17 protein-coding genes are annotated in these 21,238 nt (G+C 75.0%); 1 reads left to right on the forward strand and 16 read right to left on the reverse strand.

The annotated features are described in order from the left end of the window. Positions 1-29: 29 nt before the first annotated feature. The 14 genes from INN71_RS16710 to pyrR form a co-directional block, all read right to left on the reverse strand. On the reverse strand, positions 30-2,123 hold the full coding sequence (locus INN71_RS16710; RefSeq protein ID WP_301801254.1) for a primosomal protein N': 2,094 nt from the start codon (positions 2,121-2,123) through the stop codon (positions 30-32). A 10-nt stretch (positions 2,124-2,133) separates the two neighbouring features. Beyond that, positions 2,134-3,069, reverse strand: coding sequence for a hypothetical protein (locus INN71_RS16715; RefSeq protein WP_301801256.1), 936 nt, complete (start codon positions 3,067-3,069; stop codon positions 2,134-2,136). A gap of 21 nt (positions 3,070-3,090) precedes the next feature. Continuing rightward, complete coding sequence (gene metK, locus INN71_RS16720; protein WP_277501080.1) at positions 3,091-4,296, reverse strand: methionine adenosyltransferase; 1,206 nt, start codon at positions 4,294-4,296, stop codon at positions 3,091-3,093. A 124-nt stretch (positions 4,297-4,420) separates the two neighbouring features. Beyond that, positions 4,421-5,680 (reverse strand): bifunctional phosphopantothenoylcysteine decarboxylase/phosphopantothenate--cysteine ligase CoaBC, encoded by a 1,260-nt coding sequence (coaBC, locus tag INN71_RS16725; RefSeq protein ID WP_277501081.1) that lies wholly within the window; start codon positions 5,678-5,680, stop codon positions 4,421-4,423. 25 nt (positions 5,681-5,705) lie between these two features. After that, entirely contained in the window at positions 5,706-6,035 is a 330-nt protein-coding gene (gene rpoZ, locus INN71_RS16730) for a DNA-directed RNA polymerase subunit omega (protein WP_277501082.1), read from the reverse strand. A 32-nt stretch (positions 6,036-6,067) separates the two neighbouring features. Beyond that, positions 6,068-6,640 carry a guanylate kinase gene (gmk, locus tag INN71_RS16735; protein WP_277501084.1) on the reverse strand — a complete coding sequence of 191 codons (573 nt, stop codon included), beginning with the start codon at positions 6,638-6,640 and terminating at the stop codon, positions 6,068-6,070. Next, positions 6,633-6,953, reverse strand: a complete 321-nt coding sequence (gene mihF, locus INN71_RS16740) for an integration host factor, actinobacterial type (RefSeq protein ID WP_277501085.1) — start codon at positions 6,951-6,953, stop codon at positions 6,633-6,635. Before mihF ends, gmk begins: the two co-directional genes overlap by 8 nt. Before the next feature lie 97 nt (positions 6,954-7,050). Then, positions 7,051-7,890 (reverse strand): orotidine-5'-phosphate decarboxylase, encoded by an 840-nt coding sequence (gene pyrF / locus INN71_RS16745; protein ID WP_277501086.1) that lies wholly within the window; start codon positions 7,888-7,890, stop codon positions 7,051-7,053. Further along, on the reverse strand, positions 7,887-8,987 hold the full coding sequence (locus INN71_RS16750; protein WP_277501087.1) for a quinone-dependent dihydroorotate dehydrogenase: 1,101 nt from the start codon (positions 8,985-8,987) through the stop codon (positions 7,887-7,889). Before INN71_RS16750 ends, pyrF begins: the two co-directional genes overlap by 4 nt. A 4-nt stretch (positions 8,988-8,991) precedes the next feature. After that, complete coding sequence (carB, locus tag INN71_RS16755) at positions 8,992-12,369, reverse strand: carbamoyl-phosphate synthase large subunit (RefSeq protein ID WP_277501088.1); 3,378 nt, start codon at positions 12,367-12,369, stop codon at positions 8,992-8,994. Continuing rightward, positions 12,356-13,513: a glutamine-hydrolyzing carbamoyl-phosphate synthase small subunit gene (carA, locus tag INN71_RS16760; RefSeq protein ID WP_277501089.1), complete on the reverse strand. Its 1,158-nt coding sequence runs from the start codon at positions 13,511-13,513 to the stop codon at positions 12,356-12,358. The genes carB and carA overlap by 14 nt, the downstream gene beginning before the upstream one ends. After that, positions 13,510-14,853, reverse strand: a complete 1,344-nt coding sequence (locus INN71_RS16765) for a dihydroorotase (RefSeq protein WP_277501090.1) — start codon at positions 14,851-14,853, stop codon at positions 13,510-13,512. Before INN71_RS16765 ends, carA begins: the two co-directional genes overlap by 4 nt. Then, the gene (locus tag INN71_RS16770; protein WP_277501092.1) at positions 14,853-15,803 is read right to left on the reverse strand and encodes an aspartate carbamoyltransferase catalytic subunit; all 951 of its coding nucleotides are present in this window, start codon (positions 15,801-15,803) and stop codon (positions 14,853-14,855) included. The genes INN71_RS16765 and INN71_RS16770 overlap by 1 nt, the downstream gene beginning before the upstream one ends. Continuing rightward, complete coding sequence (gene pyrR / locus INN71_RS16775) at positions 15,800-16,414, reverse strand: bifunctional pyr operon transcriptional regulator/uracil phosphoribosyltransferase PyrR (protein WP_277501094.1); 615 nt, start codon at positions 16,412-16,414, stop codon at positions 15,800-15,802. The genes INN71_RS16770 and pyrR overlap by 4 nt, the downstream gene beginning before the upstream one ends. A 674-nt stretch (positions 16,415-17,088) precedes the next feature. Between pyrR and INN71_RS16780 the strand changes: the two genes are divergently transcribed. Next, a complete protein-coding gene (locus INN71_RS16780; RefSeq protein WP_277501095.1) occupies positions 17,089-18,645 on the forward strand; it encodes a hypothetical protein in 1,557 nt (518 codons plus the stop codon). Positions 18,646-19,127: 482 nt separating this feature from the next. Here INN71_RS16780 and INN71_RS16785 read toward each other — a convergent pair whose 3' ends face one another. Beyond that, on the reverse strand, positions 19,128-20,138 hold the full coding sequence (locus tag INN71_RS16785) for an NADPH:quinone reductase (protein ID WP_277501096.1): 1,011 nt from the start codon (positions 20,136-20,138) through the stop codon (positions 19,128-19,130). A 42-nt stretch (positions 20,139-20,180) separates the two neighbouring features. Beyond that, positions 20,181-21,238, reverse strand: a 1,058-nt coding sequence (locus tag INN71_RS16790) for a hypothetical protein (protein ID WP_301801260.1), incomplete at its 5' end; no start/stop codon positions are given.

Genomic DNA, 21,238 nt, shown 5'->3' on the forward strand with positions numbered 1-21,238 from the left:
CCCACCGTCGCTCTGGCCCGTGGGGGAGGTCAGAGCGACGGCGGGTCGACCTGCACCCGTACGGCGGCCAGCTTGCGCGCCGAGCGCTCCCGCACGGCGACGCCCAGCGCGTCCTCCAGGGCCCGGCTCGCGGCCAGCGGCACGCGCACGACGGCCCGGACCTCGGGCTCCTCGACCGGCCCGCCGCGGGGCGCGGCCGGCACCGGCACGGGGCCGAGCACCTCGACCGGCGGCGGCACCCGCAGGTGCTGGAGGAACACCTCGACGGCGTCGGGCTCCCCGGTGACGCTCGCCAGGCGCGTGCCCGGGGGCAGGCGGGCGGAGACGCGGTCGGCGGCCTCGCGATCGGCGTACCCCGCCGGGTCCCAGCGCACGAGCGCCTGCAGCACGGGCTCGGCCGGGTCCCCCACGGCCACGACCTCCCCGCCGGGACGCACGAGGGCCGCCGCGTTCATCCACCGCCGCAGGGCCTCCTCCCCCGTCCGCAGGTCGACGCGGGCGAGCGCCAGCCAGGTGTCGAGCAGCGCCACGGCGGCGTACCCGCCCTCGGCGGCCGGCTCCGCGCCCGGCGTGGCGACGACCAGGGCCGGGGTCGCGGGCACCGTCGCGAGCACGCGGTCGCCGGCCGAGGTGCGCACCGGCACGGCCGGGAACGCACGCCCCAGCTCCTCCGCCGTGCGGGTCTCGCCCAGCACCGGCGCCCGCAGCCCGCGGTGCCCGCACGTGCCGCACGCCCACTGCGGCGCCGCGGTGCCGCACCACCGGCAGGCGGGCGGCTCGGTGGCGGCGCGCTGCTGCAGCGGGCCCGTGCAGCGCGTGCAGCGGGCCGGGGTGCGGCAGCGCTCGCAGGCGAGGCTCGCCGCGTAGCCCGACCGCGGGGTCTGCACCAGTACCGGGCCGGTCGCCAGCCCCGCGCGCAGCGCGTCGCGGGCGGCCGTCGGCAGCCGGGTGGTGCGGGCGTACGGGTCGCGCTCGAGCTCGCGGTCGGTCGCCCCGGCCACCCGCACCCGGACCCGCTCGCGCAGCACCGCCCGGGGCAGCGCGACCGGCTGCGCCCACCCCTGCGCCAGCAGCTGCCGCGCCTCGACCGAGCAGGCGTGCCCGCCCAGCAGCGCCGCCGCCCCGCTCTGCTCGGCCCGCAGCACCGCGACCTCGCGCACGTGGGGGTACGGCGCCCGCGGCTCCGCGTGGAGGTCGTCGCCGTCGTCCCAGACCACCACGAGCCCGAGGTCGTGCACGGGCGCCCAGATCGCCCCCCGCGTGCCGACCACGACGCGCCGCGCGCCGCGGCTGACGGCGAGGAAGTCGCGGTAGCGCGCCGCGGGCCCGGCGTCCGCGCGGAGGCTGACGTGGTGGCCCTGGCCCAGCACGGCGGTGAGCGCCGCGTCGACGCGGTCCACGTCCTTGCCGTCGGGCACGCAGACGAGCACGCCCCGGCCCGCGGCGTACGCCGTCGCGGCCGCGAGCGCGACCAGCCGCGGCCAGTCGGTGGCCGGGGGCGCCGACCAGACAGCGCGGACGGCCTCGCCCCCGGCGAGGTGCTCGCAGAACGCCGCCCCGTGCTCGTGCTCGCCCCACGCCTCGACGGCGGCGGCCCGGACGCCGGCCGCGGCCGGGGGCGTCGTGGCGGCGACGGGCGCCGCCTTCTCGGTCGTCGCGTGCCGGGGGGGCACGGCGAGGCGCAGCACGTCGGCGCGCGCGCCCGCGTAGCGCCGCGCCACCCGGGCCGACAGCTCGGCGACGTCGGCGTGGAGCACCGGCTCGGCGCTGACGACGCGGCGCAGCGGCTGCAGCCGGGGGTGGTCGGAGGCCGCGCGCCGGGCCACGACGAAGCCGTCGACGTCCTGCCCCGCGAACCGCACCTTGACCCGCACCCCGGGCCGCGCCGTGTCGGCCATCGCGGCCGGCACGAGGTAGTCGAACGGCCGGTCGAGGTGCGCGAGCGGAACGTCCACCAGGACCTCCGCGACGGGGTCGACCTCCGCGGGCTCGACCTCCTTCCGCCGCTTCGCGGTGGCGGCCGCGGTCTCGGCGCGGGCCTCGCGCACCGCCCCCCGCACGGCGCCCCGCAGCTCCGGCAGCAGCGAGGGCTGCTCGGGCTCGGGGGGCTCGGGCGTGGTCACGGGAGAAGGTCTACCGGGTCGCACCGACGCTCGGCGCCGGGGGGTCCCAGCGGCGCCGCCGGGCGCGCCGGGCGTCGCCCTGGGCGGTCGGGGTGAGACGACCGAGCACCGCGGAGCGGGCACGGGTGACCACGTCCGGCGCAGCCAGCCCGCGCCGCTCGACCGCGTCGAGGGCGCGCGCCAGGTCGCGGCCGACCCGCTCCTGGTCCGCGGCCGGGAGCGCCGCCGCCAGCGCGACCGGGTCGCCCGGGGCGCCGGCACGGGAGTCCCCCGCGTCCGGGTACGGCGCGGCCCGGTGCGCGACGACCGCCGCCAGCACGGCGAGCAGGGCGACCAGCACGGCGGCGACGGTCGGCACGGCCACCTCCGGCGCCCACCGGCCGGTGGTGACGAGCCAGCCCAGCGTCGTGGTGGCGTGGACTGCGAGCACCACCCCGACGAGCACCCACAGGTCGGTGCCGACCGGACGCCGGCCCCGGGCGCGGGTGACGAGCCAGGTGGCCCACCGCAGCACCAGGGCGACGAGCGTGACGAGGGCCGCCGTGCCCGCGACCCGGTCGGCGGTCGCGGCGGAGGGTGCGCCGTACCCCGCCTCGGAGCCGAGCACCACGACGGCGACCACGACACCGAGCACGCCCAGCAGGGTCAGGGCGACGAGCAGGCGCGGCGGCAGCGCGTCGGCCCGCCGCCGCCACCGGCGACGCGGGTCGAGGGCGTCCTGCACCTCCGGGTGCCGACCGAACGCGGCGACCTCGAGCCCCAGCCACGGCACGGGCACGCCGTCGGGGACGTGGGCGACGAGGTCGCGGGCGCTGCGGGCCGGGACGTCGTGGAGGTCCTCGACGAGGATCCCGGGCGAGGTCCCGGCGGCGCGGCCCGCCTCGGACCACGGTGAGGGCCCGGCGTACGCGGAGTGGTCCCCGCCGCCGTCGCCCCCGCCGTCCACCGCCGTGCCCGCGCTACGGGATCAGATGCCCGCGGCGGCGCGCAGGGCGTCGGCGCGGTCGGTGCGCTCCCACGTGAACTCGGGCAGCTCGCGGCCGAAGTGGCCGTAGGCCGACGTCAGCGAGTAGATGGGGCGCAGCAGGTCGAGGTCCCGGATGATCGCGGCGGGGCGCAGGTCGAACACCTCGAGCACGGCCTTCTGGATGACCTCGTCGGAGACGACACCGGTGCCGAACGTCTGGATGAAGACGCCGACCGGGTGCGCCTTGCCGATCGCGTAGGCGACCTGGGCCTCGGCGCGGCGGGCCAGCCCGGCGGCCACGATGTTCTTCGCGACCCAGCGCATCGCGTACGCCGCGGAGCGGTCGACCTTCGACGGGTCCTTGCCCGAGAACGCGCCACCGCCGTGGCGGGCCATGCCGCCGTACGTGTCGACGATGATCTTGCGGCCCGTCAGGCCCGCGTCGCCCATGGGGCCGCCGACGACGAACTTGCCGGTCGGGTTCACCAGGAGGCGGTAGCCGTCGGAGGGGATGTCGAACTGCGCGAGCACGGGCTCGATCACGTGCTGCTGGATGTCGGGCTCCAGCTGCGTCGCCAGGTCGATGCCGTCGGCGTGCTGCGTGGAGAGCACGACGGTGTCGATGCGCACCGGGCGGTCGTCCTCGTCGTACTCGATCGTCACCTGCGTCTTGCCGTCGGGGCGCAGGTAGGCGAGCGTGCCGTCCTTGCGCACGGTCGAGAGGCGCTCGGAGAGCCGGTGCGCGATGGTGATGGGCAGCGGCATGAGCTCGGGGGTGTCGTCGCTGGCGTAGCCGAACATCAGGCCCTGGTCGCCGGCGCCCTGCTTGTCGAGCTCGTCGTCGGAGGATCCGACGCGCGCCTCGTGGCCGTCGTCGACGCCCTGCGCGATGTCGGCGGACTGGCCGCCGATCGCGACCTGGACGCCGCAGGAGGAGCCGTCGAAGCCCTTCTCCGAGGAGTCGTAGCCGATCTCCAGGATCTTGCGGCGCACGAGCTCGGCGACGGGGGCGTAGGCGTTGGTGCGCACCTCGCCCGCCACGACGACGAGGCCGGTGGTCAGGAGCGTCTCCACGGCGACGCGGAGGTTGGCCGTGTCCCCGTCGTTCGCGAGCAGGTAGTCCAGCACGGTGTCGCTGATCTGGTCAGCGATCTTGTCCGGGTGACCCTCGGTCACGGACTCCGACGTGAAGAGACGTCCAGGCACGTTCGCTCACTCCCACTCGACGAGGCGTTCGGGGCGCACGGCTGCGCCCCGCCGAAACCATAGTCGGGGGGCGGAGGGCGACCGGAATCCGGCGCGCCGTCCCGGGACGTGGACAGCGTGGCCGTCAGGGGCGGGCGGGCAGGCGCGGGACGACCTGGTCCCAGATGGCGTGGGCGAGCACGCCCTTCGCGGCGCGGGGCACCTCGACCGTGCTGCCGTCGGCGCCGAGGATGACGGCCTCGTTGTCGGTGCTGCCGAACACCGCTCCCCCGCTGACGTCGTTGACGACGAGCAGGTCGCAGCCCTTGCGGGCCAGCTTCTGGCGGCCCAGCTCGAGCACCGAGCCGGTGGCGTCACCGGTCTCGGCCGCGAACCCGACGACCACGACGCCCGGCGCCGGCCGCTCGTGGGAGATCCCGGCGAGGATGTCGGCGTTCTGCACGAGCTCGAGCGGCGCCGCGGAACCGTCGGCGAGCTTCTTGATCTTCGCGTCGCTGAACGCGGCGGGCCGGAAGTCGGCGGGCGCGGCGGCCATGACGACGGCGTCGGCACCCTTGGCCTCGGCGGTCACGGCGGCCGCGAGCTGCGCCGTCGTCTCCACCCGTACGACGCGTGCCCCCGCCGGGTCGGGCAGGTCGACGTTCGCGGCGACGAGCACGACCTCGGCCCCGCGGGAGAGCGCGGCCCGGGCCAGCGCGTGGCCCTGGCGCCCCGACGAGCGGTTGCCGAGGAAGCGGACGGGGTCGAGGTACTCCCGCGTGCCGCCGGCCGAGACGACCACGCGGCGCCCGGCCAGGTCGGTGCCGGCGCCGCCCGCCAGCGAGCGGGCCAGCACGTCGGAGGCGACCTCGAAGATCTCCCCCGGGTCGGGCAGGCGGCCCTTGCCGGTGTCCTTGCCGGTGAGCCGGCCCTCGGCGGGCTCGACGACGAGGATCCCGCGGGCGCGCAGGGTGGCGACGTTCGCGACCGTCGCGGGGTGCTCCCACATCTCGGTGTGCATCGCGGGGACCATCACGATGGGGCACCGGGCGGTGAGCAGGGTGTTGGTGAGCAGGTCGTCGGCCAGGCCGTGCGCGGCCTTCGCCAGCAGGTCGGCCGTGGCCGGAGCGACGACGACCAGGTCGGCGGTCTTGCCGATCCGCACGTGGGGCACCTCGTGCACGCCGGCCCACACGTCGCTCGCGACGGGCTTGCCCGACAGGGCCGCCCAGGTGGGCGCGCCGACGAACTCGAGCGCGGCGGCGGTCGGCACCGGGGTCACGTCGTGGCCCGACTCGGTGAAGCGGCGCAGCACCTCGCAGGCCTTGTACGCCGCGATGCCGCCCCCCACCCCGAGCACCACGCGCGGACGGGCCGCGGGGGCGCTCGGGTCGGGAGACGGCATCGGGGTGGTGAGCTCGGGGCTCAGGTCACTCGGCGCCGAACGGCGACTCGACGGCGGCCGTCTTCGCCGCCGCCTCCTCCGCCGCCAGCTCGGCCGGGTCGACGTCCTCGCACGTCAGCAGGTCCTCGTTGATCTCGCGCAGCGCGATCGAGAGGGGCTTCTCCTGCACGTGGGTGTCGACGAGCGGACCGACGTACTCCAGCAGGCCCTCGCCGAGCTGGGAGTAGTAGGCGTTGATCTGCCGCGCGCGCTTCGCGCTGTAGAGGACCAGCTGGTACTTGCTGTCCGTCTTCGTCAGCAGGTCGTCGATCGGCGGGTTGGTCACGCCCACGGCGGCGATTTCAGGGGCAGACACGCAGCAGCCTCACAGGGGAATCGGGGGTTGGATCAGCGCGCCCGAGCGGGCGCACCCATCAAGGCTACCAACTCCTGCGCAGCAGCAGGAACTTCGTGGTTCACGACCGTCACGTCGAACTCGTGCTCGGCGGCCAGCTCCGCGCGCGCGGTCTCGAGGCGGCGTTCGCGCTCCTCGGCGGTCTCGGTGCCCCGGCCGACGAGCCGACGGACCAGCTCCTCCCAGCTCGGGGGCTTGAGGAAGACGAACAGCGCGTCCGGCATCGTGCGCCGCACCTGGCGCGCGCCCTGCAGGTCGATCTCCAGCATGGCCGGCCGGCCGGCGGCGAGCGCGTCCTCGACCGGGCGGCGCGGCGTGCCGTAGCGCGCGGCCTTGTGGACCACGGCCCACTCCAGCAGGTCGTCGTCGGCCACCATCCGGTCGAACTCCTCGTCGGAGACGAACCGGTAGTGCACCCCGTCCACCTCCCCGGGCCGCGGGCGGCGCGTGGTCGCCGACACGGAGATCCACACGTCGGGGTGGTGGGCGCGCACCTCGGCGGCGACGCTGCCCTTGCCCACGGCCGTGGGGCCGGCGAGCACGACGAGGCGCGAGCGGTCAGCCACGCGGGCCGAACTCGGCCTCGAGGGCGGCGACCTGCTTCGCGCCCAGGCCGCGCACGCGGCGGCTCTCCGCGATCTTGAGGCGCTCCATGATCTGCTTCGCGCGCACCTTGCCGACGCCCGGCATCGACTGCAGCAGGTCGAACACCCGCATCTTGGCGATGACCTCGTTGCTCTCCCGGTCGCCCAGCACCTCCGAGATCGAGGCCCCGGCGGTCTTCAGCCGGTTCTTGACCTCCGCCCGCTCCCGCCGGGAGGCCGCCGCCTTGGCGAGCGCGGCCTGGCGTTGTTCGGGGGTGAGGGGGGGCAGGGCCACGGGCAGTCCTCGACTAGGCATGGGGGAGACGACGGGCCAATCTAGCCACGCCCTCGCGCCGAGGGCAATCGCCGCGGCCCGACGGGCGCCCGGCGCGTCAGGGGTCGAGCAGCGCGCGGAACGCGGCGTTGGTGCGCAGCGCGGCCTCCCGCACGGCCGGTACGGCGGGGCCCGCCCCCAACACCTCGCGCGAGGAGCTGGGGAGCACGTGGCGGGCCTGGTCGCCGAAGATGCGGCGCACGTCGTCGACGGTGCCGCCCTGGGCCCCGACGCCGGGCGCCAGCAGCGGGCCGCCGATGGCGAGCGACTCCCCCGCCGACGCGTCCACCCCGGCGATCGTGGCGCCGACGACGGCCCCGAACGACCCGAGCGGCTCGGCGCCGGTGTTGAGCTCCCGCAGCTCGTCGAGGACCTCGGCGGCCACCGAGCGGCCCTCCCGGCGCGCCGACTGCACGGTGGACGCCTCCGGGTTGGAGGTGAGCGCCAGCACGAACACTCCCCCGCCGTGGCGCCGGGCGGTCTCGACCATCGGGGTCAGCGACCCGAACCCGAGGAACGGGCTCGCCGTGATCGCGTCGACCGCGAGCGGCGAGGACGGGTCGAGGTAGGCGTCGGCGTAGGCCTGCGACGTGGAGCCGATGTCGCCGCGCTTGACGTCGAGGAGCACCAGCGCGCCGGCCGCCCGCAGGTCGGCGACGGTCCGCTCCAGCGTCGCGACACCCGCGCTGCCGAACCGCTCGAAGAACGCCGACTGCGGCTTGACCACCGAGCAGACGGGTCCGAGCGCCTCCGCCGCGGTGCGGGCGAAGCGCTCGAGGCCCGCGGGGGTCGCGTCCAGGCCCCAGTCGGCCAGGAGACCGGGGTGGGGGTCGATCCCGGCGCAGAGCGGGCCGCGCTCCGCGGTCGCCGCGGCGAGCCGGGCACCGAAGGGCGTCACCGGGGGCTCCCGTCGTACGTCGTGAGGGCCTGCGCCACGCGGCGCGCGAAGAACGGCCCCTCGTAGACGAAGGCCGAGTAGGCCTGCACCAGGTCGGCGCCGGCGCGGACGCGGGCAAGCGCCTCCGCGGGACCGTCGACCCCGCCGACCGAGACGAGCGCGGGGCCCCCGGACCCACCGGACCCACCCGGCCCACCGAGCCGCCCGCGCAGCAGGGCGAGGACCTCCCGGGCGCGGGCGGCGACGGGCGCACCGGACAGCCCGCCGGCGCCGATGGCCTCGACCTCGGCGGCCGGGGTGCGCAGCCCGTCGCGGCGCACGGTCGTGTTGGTGGCGATGACGCCGTCGAGACGCTGGTCGATCGCCAGGTCCGCGACGGCGAGCACGTCGTCGTCGGCCAGGTCGGGGGCGATCTTGACGAGCAGCGGCACCCGGCGCTCGGCACGCACGGCGTCCGCGCTCGCGCGGACCGCGGCCAGGAGCGGGGCGAGCCGCTCGACGGCCTGCAGCGAGCGGAGCCCGGGGGTGTTCGGCGAGGAGACGTTGACGACGAGGTAGTCGGCGTACGGCGCGAGCAGGCGCGTGCTCGTCGTGTAGTCGCGCAGCACGGCCGCCTCGTCGTCCTCCGGCACGATCTTGGACTTGCCGATGTTGACGCCGAGCACGACCTCCGGGCGGCGCTCGGTGCGGTCGATCCGGTCGGCGCGCAGCGCCAGGCGCTGGGCCACCGCGACCGCGCCGTCGTTGTTGAAGCCCATGCGGTTGACGACCGCGCGGTCCTGCGGCAGGCGGAACAGGCGCGGGCGCGGGTTGCCCGGCTGCGCCAGCGCGGTGACCGTGCCGATCTCGACGTGCCCGAAGCCGAGGGCCGCGAGCGCGTCGACGCCGACCGCGTTCTTGTCGAACCCGGCGGCCAGCCCGAAGCGGTGCGGGAAGCGCAGGCCCATCACGTGCACCGGGGCCGTGACGGCGGGCGCGACCCGCGCCGCTCGCAGGCCCGGCGCGGCCGCCCGGATGGCCCGGAAGGACGCGTGGTGCGCGGCCTCCGGGTCCGTCCGGGTCAGGACGTGGCGGAAGAACGCGTCGTAGGTGCCCACCCGCTCAGGCCCCGGACCGCAGCACGTGCGCCCAGTCCTGCAGGCTGCGGACGCCGATGTCGCCGCGGCGCAGCGCCTCGATGCCCTGCACGGCCGCGCCGAGGCCCTGCACGGTGGTGATGCAGGGGACGTTCGCCTTGATCGCCGCGGTGCGGATCTCGTAGCCGTCGAGGCGCACCTGGCCGCCGGTGCCCACCGCCGGGGCGCCGTCCTCGCCGGGCGCGCCGGCCGCGCCGTACGGGGTGTTGACGATGAGGCCGATCTCGCCGTCGTCGATGAGCTGCACGGTGGTGCGCTCGCCGTCGGGACCGGTGCCCTCGTGGTGCTTGCGGACGACGGTGACGGCGACGCCGTTGCGGCGCAGCACCTCCGCGGTGCCCTGGGTGGCCACGATGTCGAAGCCGAGGTCGGCGAGCACCTTGACCGGGAAGATCATGGCGCGCTTGTCGCGGTTGGCCATCGAGACGAACACCTTGCCGCTGGTCGGCAGCGACCCGAAGGCGGCCGCCTGCGACTTGGAGAACGCCGTGCCGAAGTCGCCGTCGAAGCCCATGACCTCGCCGGTCGACTTCATCTCGGGCCCGAGCACCGTGTCGACGGGCGCGCCGTCGGGGGCGCGGAACCGGTTGAAGGGCATCACGGCCTCCTTGACCGCGATGGGGCAGCCGTCGGGCAGCGTGCCGCCGTCGCCGGTGGCCGGCAGCAGGCCGGCCGCCCGCAGGTCGCCGACGGTCTCGCCGAGCATGATGCGCGCCGCGGCCTTCGCGAGCGGCGTGGCCGTCGCCTTCGACACGAACGGCACCGTCCGCGACGCCCGCGGGTTGGCCTCGAGCACGTAGAGGATGTCGGAGCCCAGGGCGAACTGGATGTTGATGAGCCCCTTCACCCCCACGCCCCGAGCGATGGCCTCGGTGGCGGCGCGGATCCGGCCGATCTCGCGCGCCCCGAGCGTGATGGGCGGCAGGGCGCAGGACGAGTCGCCGGAGTGGATGCCGGCCTCCTCGATGTGCTCCATCACGCCGCCGAGGAAGAGGGTCTCGCCGTCGAAGAGCGCGTCGACGTCGATCTCCACGGCGTCGTCGAGGAACCGGTCGACCAGCACGGGCGCCTCGGCGCTGATGAGGCCGGCCGCGACGTACTTCTCCAGGTAGGCCTCGAGGGACGCGTCGTCGTACACGATCTCCATGCCGCGACCCCCCAGCACGTACGACGGGCGCACGAGCACGGGGTAGCCGATCTCGGCCGCGATGGCCCCGGCCTCGGCGAACGACGTCGCGGTGCCGTGCTTGGGCGCGGTCAACCCGGCGGCGGCGAGCACCCGCCCGAAGGCCCCGCGCTCCTCGGCCAGGTCGATGGCGGCGGGCTGGGTGCCGACGATCGGCACGCCCGCCTCCTCCAGGCCGCGCGCCAGCCCGAGCGGCGTCTGGCCGCCGAGCTGGCAGATGACGCCGACGACCGGGCCGGCCGCCATCTCGGCGTGCACGACCTCGAGCACGTCCTCCAGCGTCAACGGCTCGAAGTAGAGCCGGTCCGAGGTGTCGTAGTCGGTCGAGACCGTCTCCGGGTTGCAGTTGACCATGATCGTGTCGAAGCCGCCGCCGGGCAGGTCGCCGCCGTCCTTGGCCGCGCTGAGCGCCAGCGAGGCGTGCACGCACGAGTAGTCGAACTCGATGCCCTGGCCGATGCGGTTCGGACCCGAGCCGAGGATGAGCACCGCGGGCCGCTCGCGCGGCGCGATCTCGGTCTCCTCGTCGTACGAGGAGTAGTGGTACGGCGTGCGCGCCGCGAACTCCGCCGCGCACGTGTCGACCGTCTTGTAGACGGGCCGCACCCCGAGGGCGTGCCGCACGCCGCGCACGACGGCCGCGGGCAGGTTGCGGATGCGCCCGACCTGCACGTCGGAGAAGCCGTGGCGCTTGGCCCGGCGCAGGACCGCCCCGGTGAGCTCCGGGGCCGCCGCGATCTCGCCGGCGATCTCGTTGATGAGCAGCAGCTGGTCGACGAACCACGGGTCGATCGCCGTGGCGGCGTGCACCTCCTCCGCGGTGGCGCCGGCGCGCAGCGCGTCCATGACGCGGCGCAGGCGCCCGTCGGTGGGCACGCGGATCTCCTCGAGCAGCGCCTCCTTGTCGAGGTCCACCCAGGAGTGGCTCCAGTCGAACGCGGCGTCCGCGCTCTCGAGCGAGCGCAGCGCCTTCTGCAGCGCCTCGGTGAAGTTGCGGCCGATGGCCATGGCCTCGCCGACCGACTTCATGTGGGTGGTCAGGGTGCGGTCGGCGCCGGGGAACTTCTCGAACGCGAACCGCGGCACCTTCACCACGACGTAGTCCAGCGTCGGCTCGAAGCTGGCCGGCGTCTCGGCGGTGATGTCGTTGGGGATCTCGTCGAGGGTGTAGCCGATGGCCACCTTCGCGGCGATCTTCGCGATCGGGAAGCCGGTGGCCTTGCTCGCCAGCGCCGAGGAGCGCGAGACGCGCGGGTTCATCTCGATGACGATGACGCGCCCGTCGGCGGGGTTGACGGCGTACTGGATGTTGCAGCCGCCCGTGTCGACGCCGACCTCGCGGATGATGCCGATGGCCAGGTCGCGCAGCCGCTGGTACTCGCGGTCGGTGAGCGTCATGGCCGGCGCGACGGTGATGGAGTCGCCGGTGTGCACGCCCATCGGGTCGAGGTTCTCGATCGAGCAGATGATGACGACGTTGTCGGCCTTGTCGCGCATCACCTCCAGCTCGTACTCCTTCCAGCCGAGGATCGACTCCTCGATGAGCACCTCGGTGGTGGGGCTGGCCGCGAGGCCGGCGCCGGCGATGCGCTGGAGGTCGGTGGCGTCGTACGCGATGCCCGAGCCGGTGCCGCCCATGGTGAACGAGGGGCGCACGACGACGGGGAAGCCGAGCTCGCCGGCGGCCGACTCGCAGTCGGCCATGGAGTGGCACACGAAGCTGCGGGCGACCTCGCCGCCGATCTTCTCGACGATCGCGTTGAACTGCTCGCGGTTCTCGCCGCGGTGGATGGCCTCGAAGCTGGCACCGATCATCTCGACGCCGTACTTCTCCAGCACCCCGTTCTCGTGCAGCGCGATCGCCGCGTTGAGCGCCGTCTGGCCGCCGAGGGTCGGCAGGAGGGCGTCGGGGCGCTCCTTCGCGATGACCTTCTCGACGTACTCGGGGGTGATGGGCTCGACGTAGGTCGCGTCGGCGAACTCGGGGTCGGTCATGATCGTCGCCGGGTTGGAGTTCACCAGCACGACGCGCAGGCCCTCGGCCTTGAGCACGCGGCACGCCTGCGTGCCGGAGTAGTCGAACTCGGCCGCCTGGCCGATGACGATCGGCCCGGAGCCGATGACCAGGACCGACCGGATGTCCTCACGCCTGGGCACGGTGCGCCCCCTTCTCGCTCATCAGCTCGCAGAAACGGTCGAAGAGGTACGCCGCGTCGTGCGGGCCGGCGGCGGCCTCGGGGTGGTACTGCACCGAGAAGCTGCGCAGCGCGCCGCCCTCGGCGTCGGGGGCGCGCAGCTCCAGGCCCTCGACCACGTCGTCGTTGAGGCAGACGTGGGAGACGGTCGCCACGCCGTACGGCGTCTCGGTGGGCCGGTCCGTCGGGGCGTCCACCGCGAACCCGTGGTTGTGGGCGGTGACCTCGACCTTGCCGGTGGTGCGGTCCATGACCGGCTGGTTGATGCCGCGGTGGCCGTACTTCAGCTTGAAGGTGTCGAAGCCGAGCGCGCGGCCGAACAGCTGGTTGCCGAAGCAGATGCCGAAGTAGGGCAGCTCGCGGCCCAGCGCCTCCTGCAGCAGCGCGATCTGGTGCGTCGTCGCGGCCGGGTCGCCGGGGCCGTTGGAGAAGAACAGCCCGTCGGGGCCGTCCTCGCCCACCGCCAGGACCTCGTCGATGGTGGTGGTGGCGGGCAGCACGTGCACCTCGACGCCCCGCTCGGCCATCATCCGCGGGGTGTTCGACTTGATGCCCAGGTCGACCGCGGCGACGGTGAAGCGGCGCTCGCCGACGGCGGGCACGACGTACGCCTCCGTGGTCGAGACCTCGCCGGCCAGCTCGGTGCCGGCCATCTCGCCGGACAAGCGCACCCGCTCGAGCAGGCGGGCCGGGTCGGTCTCGGTGGTGGAGATGCCGACCCGCATCGCGCCCCGCTCGCGCAGGTGCCGCGTCAGCGCGCGGGTGTCGACGCCGCTGATGCCGACGACGCCCTGGGCGCGCAGCTCGTCGTCGAGGCTGCGGGCGCTGCGCCAGTTCGACGGCACGCGGGCGGGGTCGCGCACGACGTACCCGGCCACCCAGATGCGGCGGGACTCGACGTCCTCGTCGTTCATGCCGGTGTTGCCGACGTGCGGGGCCGTCATGACGACGACCTGGCGGTGGTACGACGGGTCCGTCAGCGTCTCCTGGTAGCCGGTCATGCCGGTCGAGAAGACGGCCTCGCCGAAGGTCTCGCCCTCGGCGCCGTAGGCCTCGCCGCGGAACGTGCGTCCGTCCTCCAGGACGAGCAGCGCGGGGGTGCTCATGCGGGGGTTCCTTCCGTGTCGTCGGCGCTCGTGACGAGCGCTCCGTCCAGCACGGTGGGGGCGCCGCGCAGGAGGGTGGCGCGGACGCGCGCGGTGAGCGAGCGGCCGTGCCAGGGGTTGTTGCGGGAGAGCGACACCGAGGCGTCGCGGTCGACGACCACGGCGGTGGCCGGGTCGACGAGGGTAAGGTTCGCGGGCTCGCCGACCGCCAGGGGGCGGCCGTGACCCGTCAACCCGGCGATCTGCGCCGGACGCGTCGACATCACGCGGGCGACGTCGGCCCAGCCCATGCGGCCGGTCTCCACCATCGTGGTCGCCACGACGCCGAGGGCGGTCTCGAGGCCGAGCATGCCGAAGGCGGCGTCGACGAACGCGTGCTCCTTGTCGTGGCGCGCGTGCGGGGCGTGGTCGGTGGCGACGGCGTCGATCGTGCCGTCGGCGAGGGCCTCGCGCAGCGCCTCGACGTCCTCGGCCGGGCGCAGCGGCGGGTTGACCTTGTACGTCGGGTCGTAGCCGGTGAGCAGGTCGGTGGTGAGGAGCAGGTGGTGCGGGGTGACCTCCGCGGTCACGGCCCAGGTCCCGTCCTTCTCGGCCTGGCTCTTCGCCCACCGCAGCACCTCGACGGTGCCGGCCGTGGAGGCGTGGGCGACGTGCACCCGGGAGCCGGTGTGGCGGGCGAGCATCACGTCGCGGGCGACGATGACCTCCTCGGCGACGCCGGGCCAGCCGGGCAGGCCGAGGCGGCCGGACAGCTCGCCCTCGTGGCAGCAGGCGGTCGGGCCGGCGAGCGTCGGCTCCTGGGCGTGCTGGGAGACGACGCCGCCGAACGCCTTGACGTACTCCAGCGCCCGGCGCATGACCCGCGCGTCGGCGACGCAGCGGCCGTCGTCGGAGAAGACCCGGACCCCGGCGCGGCTGCGGGCCATGAGCCCGAGCTCGGCGAGCTCCTCCCCCGCCAGGCCCTTGGTGACGGCGCCGACCGGCTGCACGTCGACCAGCCCGGCGGCGCGGCCGAGGTCGTGCACCCGCTCCGCCGCCTCGGCCGTGTCGGTGACGGGGCTCGTGTTGGCCATCGCGAGGACGGCGGTGTAGCCGCCGACCGCGGCGGCGCGGGAGCCGGTGAGCACCGTCTCCGCGTCCTCGCGGCCGGGCTCGCGCAGGTGGGTGTGGAGGTCGACGAGGCCGGGCAGCAGCACCAGTCCGTCGGCGTCGACGACCCGCGCGCCCGCAGGGGCGTCCGGCGTACCAATCTCGGCGACGACGCCGTCGACGACGAGGACGTCGGCGGTGCGCTCGCCGAGCAGGGAGGCACCCTGGATGAGGACCGTGCCGTGCGTCATCACGCGACTCCTTCGCCGGCGAGCAGGTGGTAGAGCACCGACATCCGCACCGCGACGCCCGCCGAGACCTGCTCGAGCACCGCGGACTGGGCGGCGTCGGCGGCGTCGGCGGCGATCTCGAGGCCGCGGTTCATCGGGCCGGGGTGGCAGATCGGCACGTCGGGGCCGAGGACGCCGAGGCGGGCGCGGGTGAGGCCGTAGCCCACCGTGTACTCCCGGCTCGTCGGGAAGAAGCCGCCGCTCATCCGCTCGCGCTGGACGCGCAGCATCATCACCGCGTCGGCGCTCGGGAGCACCTCGTCGAGGTCGTACGACGTGGCGAAGCCCGCCTCCCGGCTCCACGCGTCGACGCCGCTGGGCATCAGCGTCGGCGGCGCGACGACGGTGACCCGGGCCCCGAGCCGGGTGAGGGTCACGACGTTCGAGCGGAACACCCGGCTGTGGGTGAGGTCGCCGACGATGACGACGTGGCGGCCCTCCAGCGAGCCGAGGCGGCCGCCCGTGCCGAAGCGGCGCATCAGCGTGTAGGCGTCGAGCAACGCCTGCGTCGGGTGCTCGTGGGTGCCGTCGCCGGCGTTGATGACGACCGCGTCGACCCACTGCGACACCTGCTGCGCGGAGCCGCTGGCGCCGTGGCGCATGACGAGCGCGTCGACCCCCATCGAGCCGATCGTCAGCACGGTGTCGCGCAGGCTCTCGCCCTTCGAGGCCGAGGAGCCCTTGCCCGTGATGTTGATGGTGTCGGCCGAGAGCCACTTGCCCGCGATCTCGAAGCTCGAGCGCGTGCGGGTGGAGTCCTCGAAGAAGAGGTTGATGACCGTGCGGCCGCGCAGCGCGGGCAGCTTCTTGACCTCGCGCCGCTGCACGTCGTGCATCTCGGCGGCCGTGGCGAAGAGCGTGTGGACGTCGTCGGCCGTGAGGTCGTCGGCCGAGAGCAGGTGCTTCCTCATCGGGCTCCCTCCGCGTCCGGGGTGTCGGCGCGGTCGGCGATGCGGACCACGTCGAGCCCGTCGGTCTCCTCCAGGCGCACCATGACGCGCTCGCTGCGCGCGCTGGGGAGGTTCTTGCCGACGTGGTCGGCGCGCACCGGGAGCTCGCGGTGGCCGCGGTCGACCAGCACGGCCAGGCGCACGGCCGCGGGACGGCCGAGGTCGGCGAGGGCGTCGAGCGCGGCACGGACCGTGCGGCCCGAGTAGAGCACGTCGTCGACCAGCACCACCGTCTTCCCGTCGATGCCGCCGGGCGGCACATCGGTCGGCTGCGGCCCGCGTGCCGGGTGACGGCGCAGGTCGTCGCGGTAGAGCGTGATGTCGAGGGACCCGACCGGTACGGCGACCCCCTCCGTGTCGGCGATCCGCGCGGCGATGCGCTGCGCGAGACCGACGCCGCGCGTCGGGATGCCGAGGAGGACGAGACCCTCGTGGCCCTTGTTGCGCTCGAGGATCTCGTGGGAGATGCGGGTCAGCGCCCGGGCGATGTCACGGGCGTCGAGGACGGTGCGGCCGGGCGGTTCGGGGGTCTCCCCCGCCCCCGCGCCCAGGGCGTCAGTCGTGGCAGGCATGCCTGCACGGACCTCCTTCTCCGCCTCACGGGACGGCTCGTTAAAGGATGTCGAACGGTGAGGACACTACCAGCCCGGCGCCCCGCCGCACCCCCCGCGCGACGCCCCGTGGGACGTGGCCGTCGCCACGGTGGAGCGCTGGAGGCGGGGCGGTCGATGGGGCCGCCCCGCTCCGGTGGTCGAGGTGGCCGCGCCCGGTCGGTGGTCGAGGTGGCCGCGCTCGACTCGGTGGTCGAGGTGGCCGCGCTCGACTCGGTGGTCGAGGTGGCCCACGCTGCTTCGGTGGTTGAGGCGGCCGCGCCCGGTCGGCGGTCGAGGCGGCCGCGCCAGCGGCCCTCGAAACCGCGTGTGGTCGAGGTGGCCGCGCTGCTTCGGTCGTTGAGGCGGCCGCGCCCGGTCGGCGGTCGAGGCGGCCGCGCCGACGCACCGGTGGTTGAGGTGGCCGCGCCGACGCACCGGTGGTTGAGGTGGCCGCGCCAGCGGCCCTCGAAACCACGACGTCGACGTGGCCGCGCCCCGTCGGTGGTTGAGGTGGCCGCCCCAGCGGCCCTCGAAACCACGACCAGGGACCCACGAGGTCAGCCTCGGGGCGCCCCGAAAAACTCTCGAACTTCTTTCCCCCAGCCCCCTTCTCGGGGCCGAAACTGTCGGTGGCCACCCCTAGCCTTGTCCGTATGAACCACCCGAGCACCGCCGTCGTCGAGGCCCCGCCGGCCATCGACACGACCGCGCTGCTCGCACGCGCACGGCAGTCGGCCGCGGCACAGATGGCTGCTGAGGTCGCGACGTTCGTGGCGGTCGCCGACTGGGCCGACGCCCACACCGACGGCAAGGCCGGCGCCGTCGTGAGCGACCCCATCGGCCCCCTCGGGCTCTGGACCGACGACCCCAGCTCAGCGCCGGGCGGCGACCGGTTCCTCGAGCTCGGCGGACCCGGCGCACCCCTGGTCTCCGAGTTCTGCCTCTACGAGATCTCCGCCGCCCTCGGCCGCTCCGTCACCTCCGGTCGACCCCTGGTCGGGGACGCGATCGAGCTGCGCCACCGCCTCCCCCGCCTCTGGGTCCGCGTCCTCGCAGGCGCTGACCCGGCCACGCAGAAGAGCGCGCTGCCGGTGTGGCGGGCACGCAAGATCGCCGCCCTCACCCGCACCCTCACGCCCGAGGCGGCCGACTTCGTGGACCGCAACCTCGCCCCCGTCGCCCAACGCGCCACCATGCCCACCGTCGAACGCCTCGTCGCCGAAGCCATCGCCCGCTTCGACCCCGAGAACGCCGAGCTCGACCGCGCCGACGCCGACGCCGGCCGCTACTTCACGATCGAAACGACTCCCATCGACGCCGCAGCGCCCTGGACCGGCGTCGTCCCCGTGCACGGCACCCTCGACATCGCCGACGCCCTCGACCTCAACAACGCCGTCCAGCGCGTCGCCGCCGACCTCGCCGCCGCAGGCTGCGACGCCGACCTCGACGCCCGCCGCTCCATGGCCCTCGGCGAACTCGCCCGCCGCCAGACCGCACTCGACCTCTACGGCGTCGACGGCATCAACGATCGACCGTCGCCCGACCTGGCTGACGGCGTGACACCGATGGCGTCGTCGCGGGCACCGGCCCGGCAAGTCGTGTTCTACGTCCACCTCAGCGACGCCGCCATCGCCGCCCACCGCTCCGCCGACGGGCTAGACGCAGGGCCTGGCATCGACCCGGCCACCGGAACCACCGGCATCGACCTCGCCCGACTCGAGAACACCCGCGCACTCATCACCGCCGACCAGGTCCGCGACTGGTGCCGCACGCCCAGCACAGAGGTCACCGTCAAGCCCGTCATCGACCTCGCCGAGCACGTCGCCGTCGACGCCTACGAGATCCCCCACCGCATCGCCGAACGCGTCCGGCTCGACCGACCCACCTGCGCCTTCCCCTACTGCGGGCGACCAGCCAGGGGCCTCGACCTCGACCACACCGACGAGTTCCGGTCGGATGCAGCACCAGGCGCCGGCCAGACCTCGACTGCCAACCTCGCGCCACTGTGCAGAGGCCACCACCGCGTCAAGACTCACCCGTCACCGACGGGCGTCGGCCCACCGAGCACACGCAGTGACGATCCACCGGGCGGCGCTCCACCCGACCGGCGATGGCGTTACCACCGCGACCCGCTCGGCACCTACATCTGGACCAGTCCCCACGGACTCCGGTACGCCGTCGACTCCACCGGCACCACACCGCTCAACTGAGCTGCGCACCCGCGCACCACCCGCCGACCCCGCCACACGATCACCGTGTCGGGGCCACCGGCGTGCCCGGGCGTGGTTTCGAGGGCCGCTGGCGCGGCCACCTCAACCACCAGCGCAGGGCGGGGCCACCGGCATGTCCCGGCGTGGTTTCGAGGGCCGCCGGGGCGGCCACCTCAACCACCAGCGCAGGGCGGGGCCACCGGCACGTCCCGGCGTGGTTTCGAGGGCCGCCGGGGCGGCCACCTCAACCACCAGCGCAGGGCGGGGCCACCGGCACGTCCCGGCGTGGTTTCGAGGGCCGCCGGGGCGGCCACCTCGACCACCAGAACGCCCGCGGCCACCTCAACCACCGGAACGCCCGCGGCCACCTCGACCACCAGCGCGCGACGCGGCCACCGCCGTACCCAGGGCGGGCGGGTCGCGGTGGGAGCGATAGTCCTCGGCTACCGCTCGTACCGCGACCAGGAGCCCACGACCGAGGCTCAGGCCTCCGACACGTCGACGAGCACCTTGCCGACGGCGCCGCCCTCGACGGCGTCGTGCGCGGCGGCGAGCTCGTCGAGCGGGTAGTGGTGGAGCGGCACGCCCGCGTCCTCCCCCACGCGCAGCGCCCCGGCGGCGACGGCGGCGGAGACGTCCTCGGTGGCGGCGGCGAGCAGGGCGGGGTCGAGCGTGTAGAGCAGCACGCCCTGGTGGCGCAGGTTCTTCGAGAACGTCTCCCGGATCGGCACGGAGAACGACTCACCGCCGTTGTTCGCGTAGTAGGCGACCGTGCCGTGGTTGCGCACGACCTCCAGGTCCAGCCCGTTGTTCTGCGCCGGGGCGACCTCGACGACGAGGTCGACGCCGTCGGGCGCGATCGCCCGCACCGCCGCGACGACGTCCTCGGCGCGGTAGTCGACCACGTGCTGCGCCCCGGCGGCGCGAGCGAGCGCACCCTTCTCCGGGCTGCTCACCGTCGTCACGACCGTCGCGCCCGACCACACCGCGAGCTGGATGGCGGCGTTGCCGACCGCGCCGGCGCCGCCGGCGACGAGGACCGTCGTACCGGTCAGCGTGCCGGGGCCGAGGCGCGGCACCTCGCCGGAGGTGAGGGCGCGGTGCGCGGTGACGGCGGGTACGCCGAGGCTCGCCCCGAGGTCGAAGGAGGCACCCTCCGGGAGCGGTACGACGCGCTCGACCGGCTGCACGGTCAGCTCGGCCGCCGTGCCGCCCGGCCGCTGGTGCTGGGCCAGCACGAGCCAGACGCGGTCACCGACCGCGAGGCCCGTGACGCCCTCACCCACGGCGTCGACGACCCCGGCGCCGTCCTGGCCGGGGACGACCTCGTCGAACGGGCTGCCCATGACGGCGCGGAACTTCCAGTCGGTCGGGTTGACGCCGGCGCGGACGACGCGCACCCGCACCTCACCGGGCCCGGGCTGGGGGTCGGGGCGCTCGACGAGGCTGAGGACGGAGGACGGACCGGTCTCGGAGTAGACGACTGCTCGCATACCGGGGCCAACGGCCGGCACCCGGCCGATGTTCCGCAGCGCCTACAGCGCCTCCGCCATCGCCGCGCAGGCGCGCAGCCACGACCGCTGCGTGGCGGTCGACAGCTCGCCGTACGGCACCACCGACCCCGACACCAGTGCCGGGTCGTAGGGCACGCGGAAGACGGCACGGGTGCGCTGCTCGTAGACGGCGGTGAGGTCGGCTGCGAGCTGCTGGTCCACCTTGGGCGAGGGGTCGGACAGCACGGTGACGGTGCGGCGCGCGAAGTCGGTGTAGCCGGCGTCCGCGAGCGCGTCGAGCATCCACAGGCCGCTGTAGCCCGTGTCCTCGCGCACCGTGCTCGTCACCACCATGAGGTCGGCGGCCTCCGCCGCGGCGAGCCAGTTCTCGGCGCGCAGGTTGTTGCCGGTGTCCACCACGACGAGCCGGTAGAACCGCTGCAGCAGCGCGTGCACCGCCCGGAAGTCGTCGGCCCGGATCGTCCCGGTGACGTCGGCCCGCTCGTCGGAGGCCAGCACGTCGAAGTGGGCGTCGCCCTGGCTGCGCACGAACGCCCCGAGGTCGCCGATGCGGGCCTGGTAGACGTCGTTGAACCGCTCGAGGTCCGCCAGCAGCTCCCGCGTGGTGTTGCGGTGCTCGCCCCGCAGCGCCCGGATGCCGAGCGTGCCGCGCGTCTCGTTGTTGTCCCACGCGACCACGCCGCCGCCGCGCACCGTGCCGAACGTGTGCCCCGCCATGAGCACGCCCGTCGTCTTCGCCGCCCCGCCCTTCGGATTGAGGAAGACGATGGTGCGCGGCCCGTCGAACTCGCGCTGCACCGCCCGACGCTGCAGCTCGTGCTCCCGCTCCGCCCGTCCCATCTGCGGGCGGACCAGCCCGCCGGACCAGCGGCGGGCCCGGCCGCGCCAGCCCCAGGTCGCCGGACCGAGCGGCTGCTCGCCGGCCCGCCGGTCGAGGAAGTCCGTCGCCGACATGAAGCGCCGCACCTCCGGCGCGGGCCCGCTCGCCGGGACCGGTCCGCTCGCCAGGCCCGGCCCGCTCGCCGGCACGGCGGGCGGCGCCGTCGGCGCGGGAGCGACGCCGGGGCGGGGCGGCAGCG

It is taken from the genome of Nocardioides sp. ChNu-153 (assembly GCF_030466625.1).
Classification (GTDB): Bacteria; Actinomycetota; Actinomycetes; order Propionibacteriales; family Nocardioidaceae; genus Nocardioides.

What these genes read in the sequence shown, in the direction of transcription:
- coaBC (WP_277501081.1), bottom strand. Translation starts at nt 5,680, where the DNA reads ATGCCGTCTCCCGACCCGAGCGCCCCCGCGGCCCGTCCGCGCGTGGTG.
- carA (WP_277501089.1), bottom strand. Translation starts at nt 13,513, where the DNA reads ATGAGCACCCCCGCGCTGCTCGTCCTGGAGGACGGACGCACGTTCCGC.
- INN71_RS16765 (WP_277501090.1), bottom strand. Translation starts at nt 14,853, where the DNA reads ATGACGCACGGCACGGTCCTCATCCAGGGTGCCTCCCTGCTCGGCGAG.
- INN71_RS16770 (WP_277501092.1), bottom strand. Translation starts at nt 15,803, where the DNA reads ATGAGGAAGCACCTGCTCTCGGCCGACGACCTCACGGCCGACGACGTC.
- pyrR (WP_277501094.1), bottom strand. Translation starts at nt 16,414, where the DNA reads ATGCCTGCCACGACTGACGCCCTGGGCGCGGGGGCGGGGGAGACCCCC.
- INN71_RS16780 (WP_277501095.1), top strand. Translation starts at nt 17,089, where the DNA reads ATGAACCACCCGAGCACCGCCGTCGTCGAGGCCCCGCCGGCCATCGAC.
- INN71_RS16785 (WP_277501096.1), bottom strand. Translation starts at nt 20,138, where the DNA reads ATGCGAGCAGTCGTCTACTCCGAGACCGGTCCGTCCTCCGTCCTCAGC.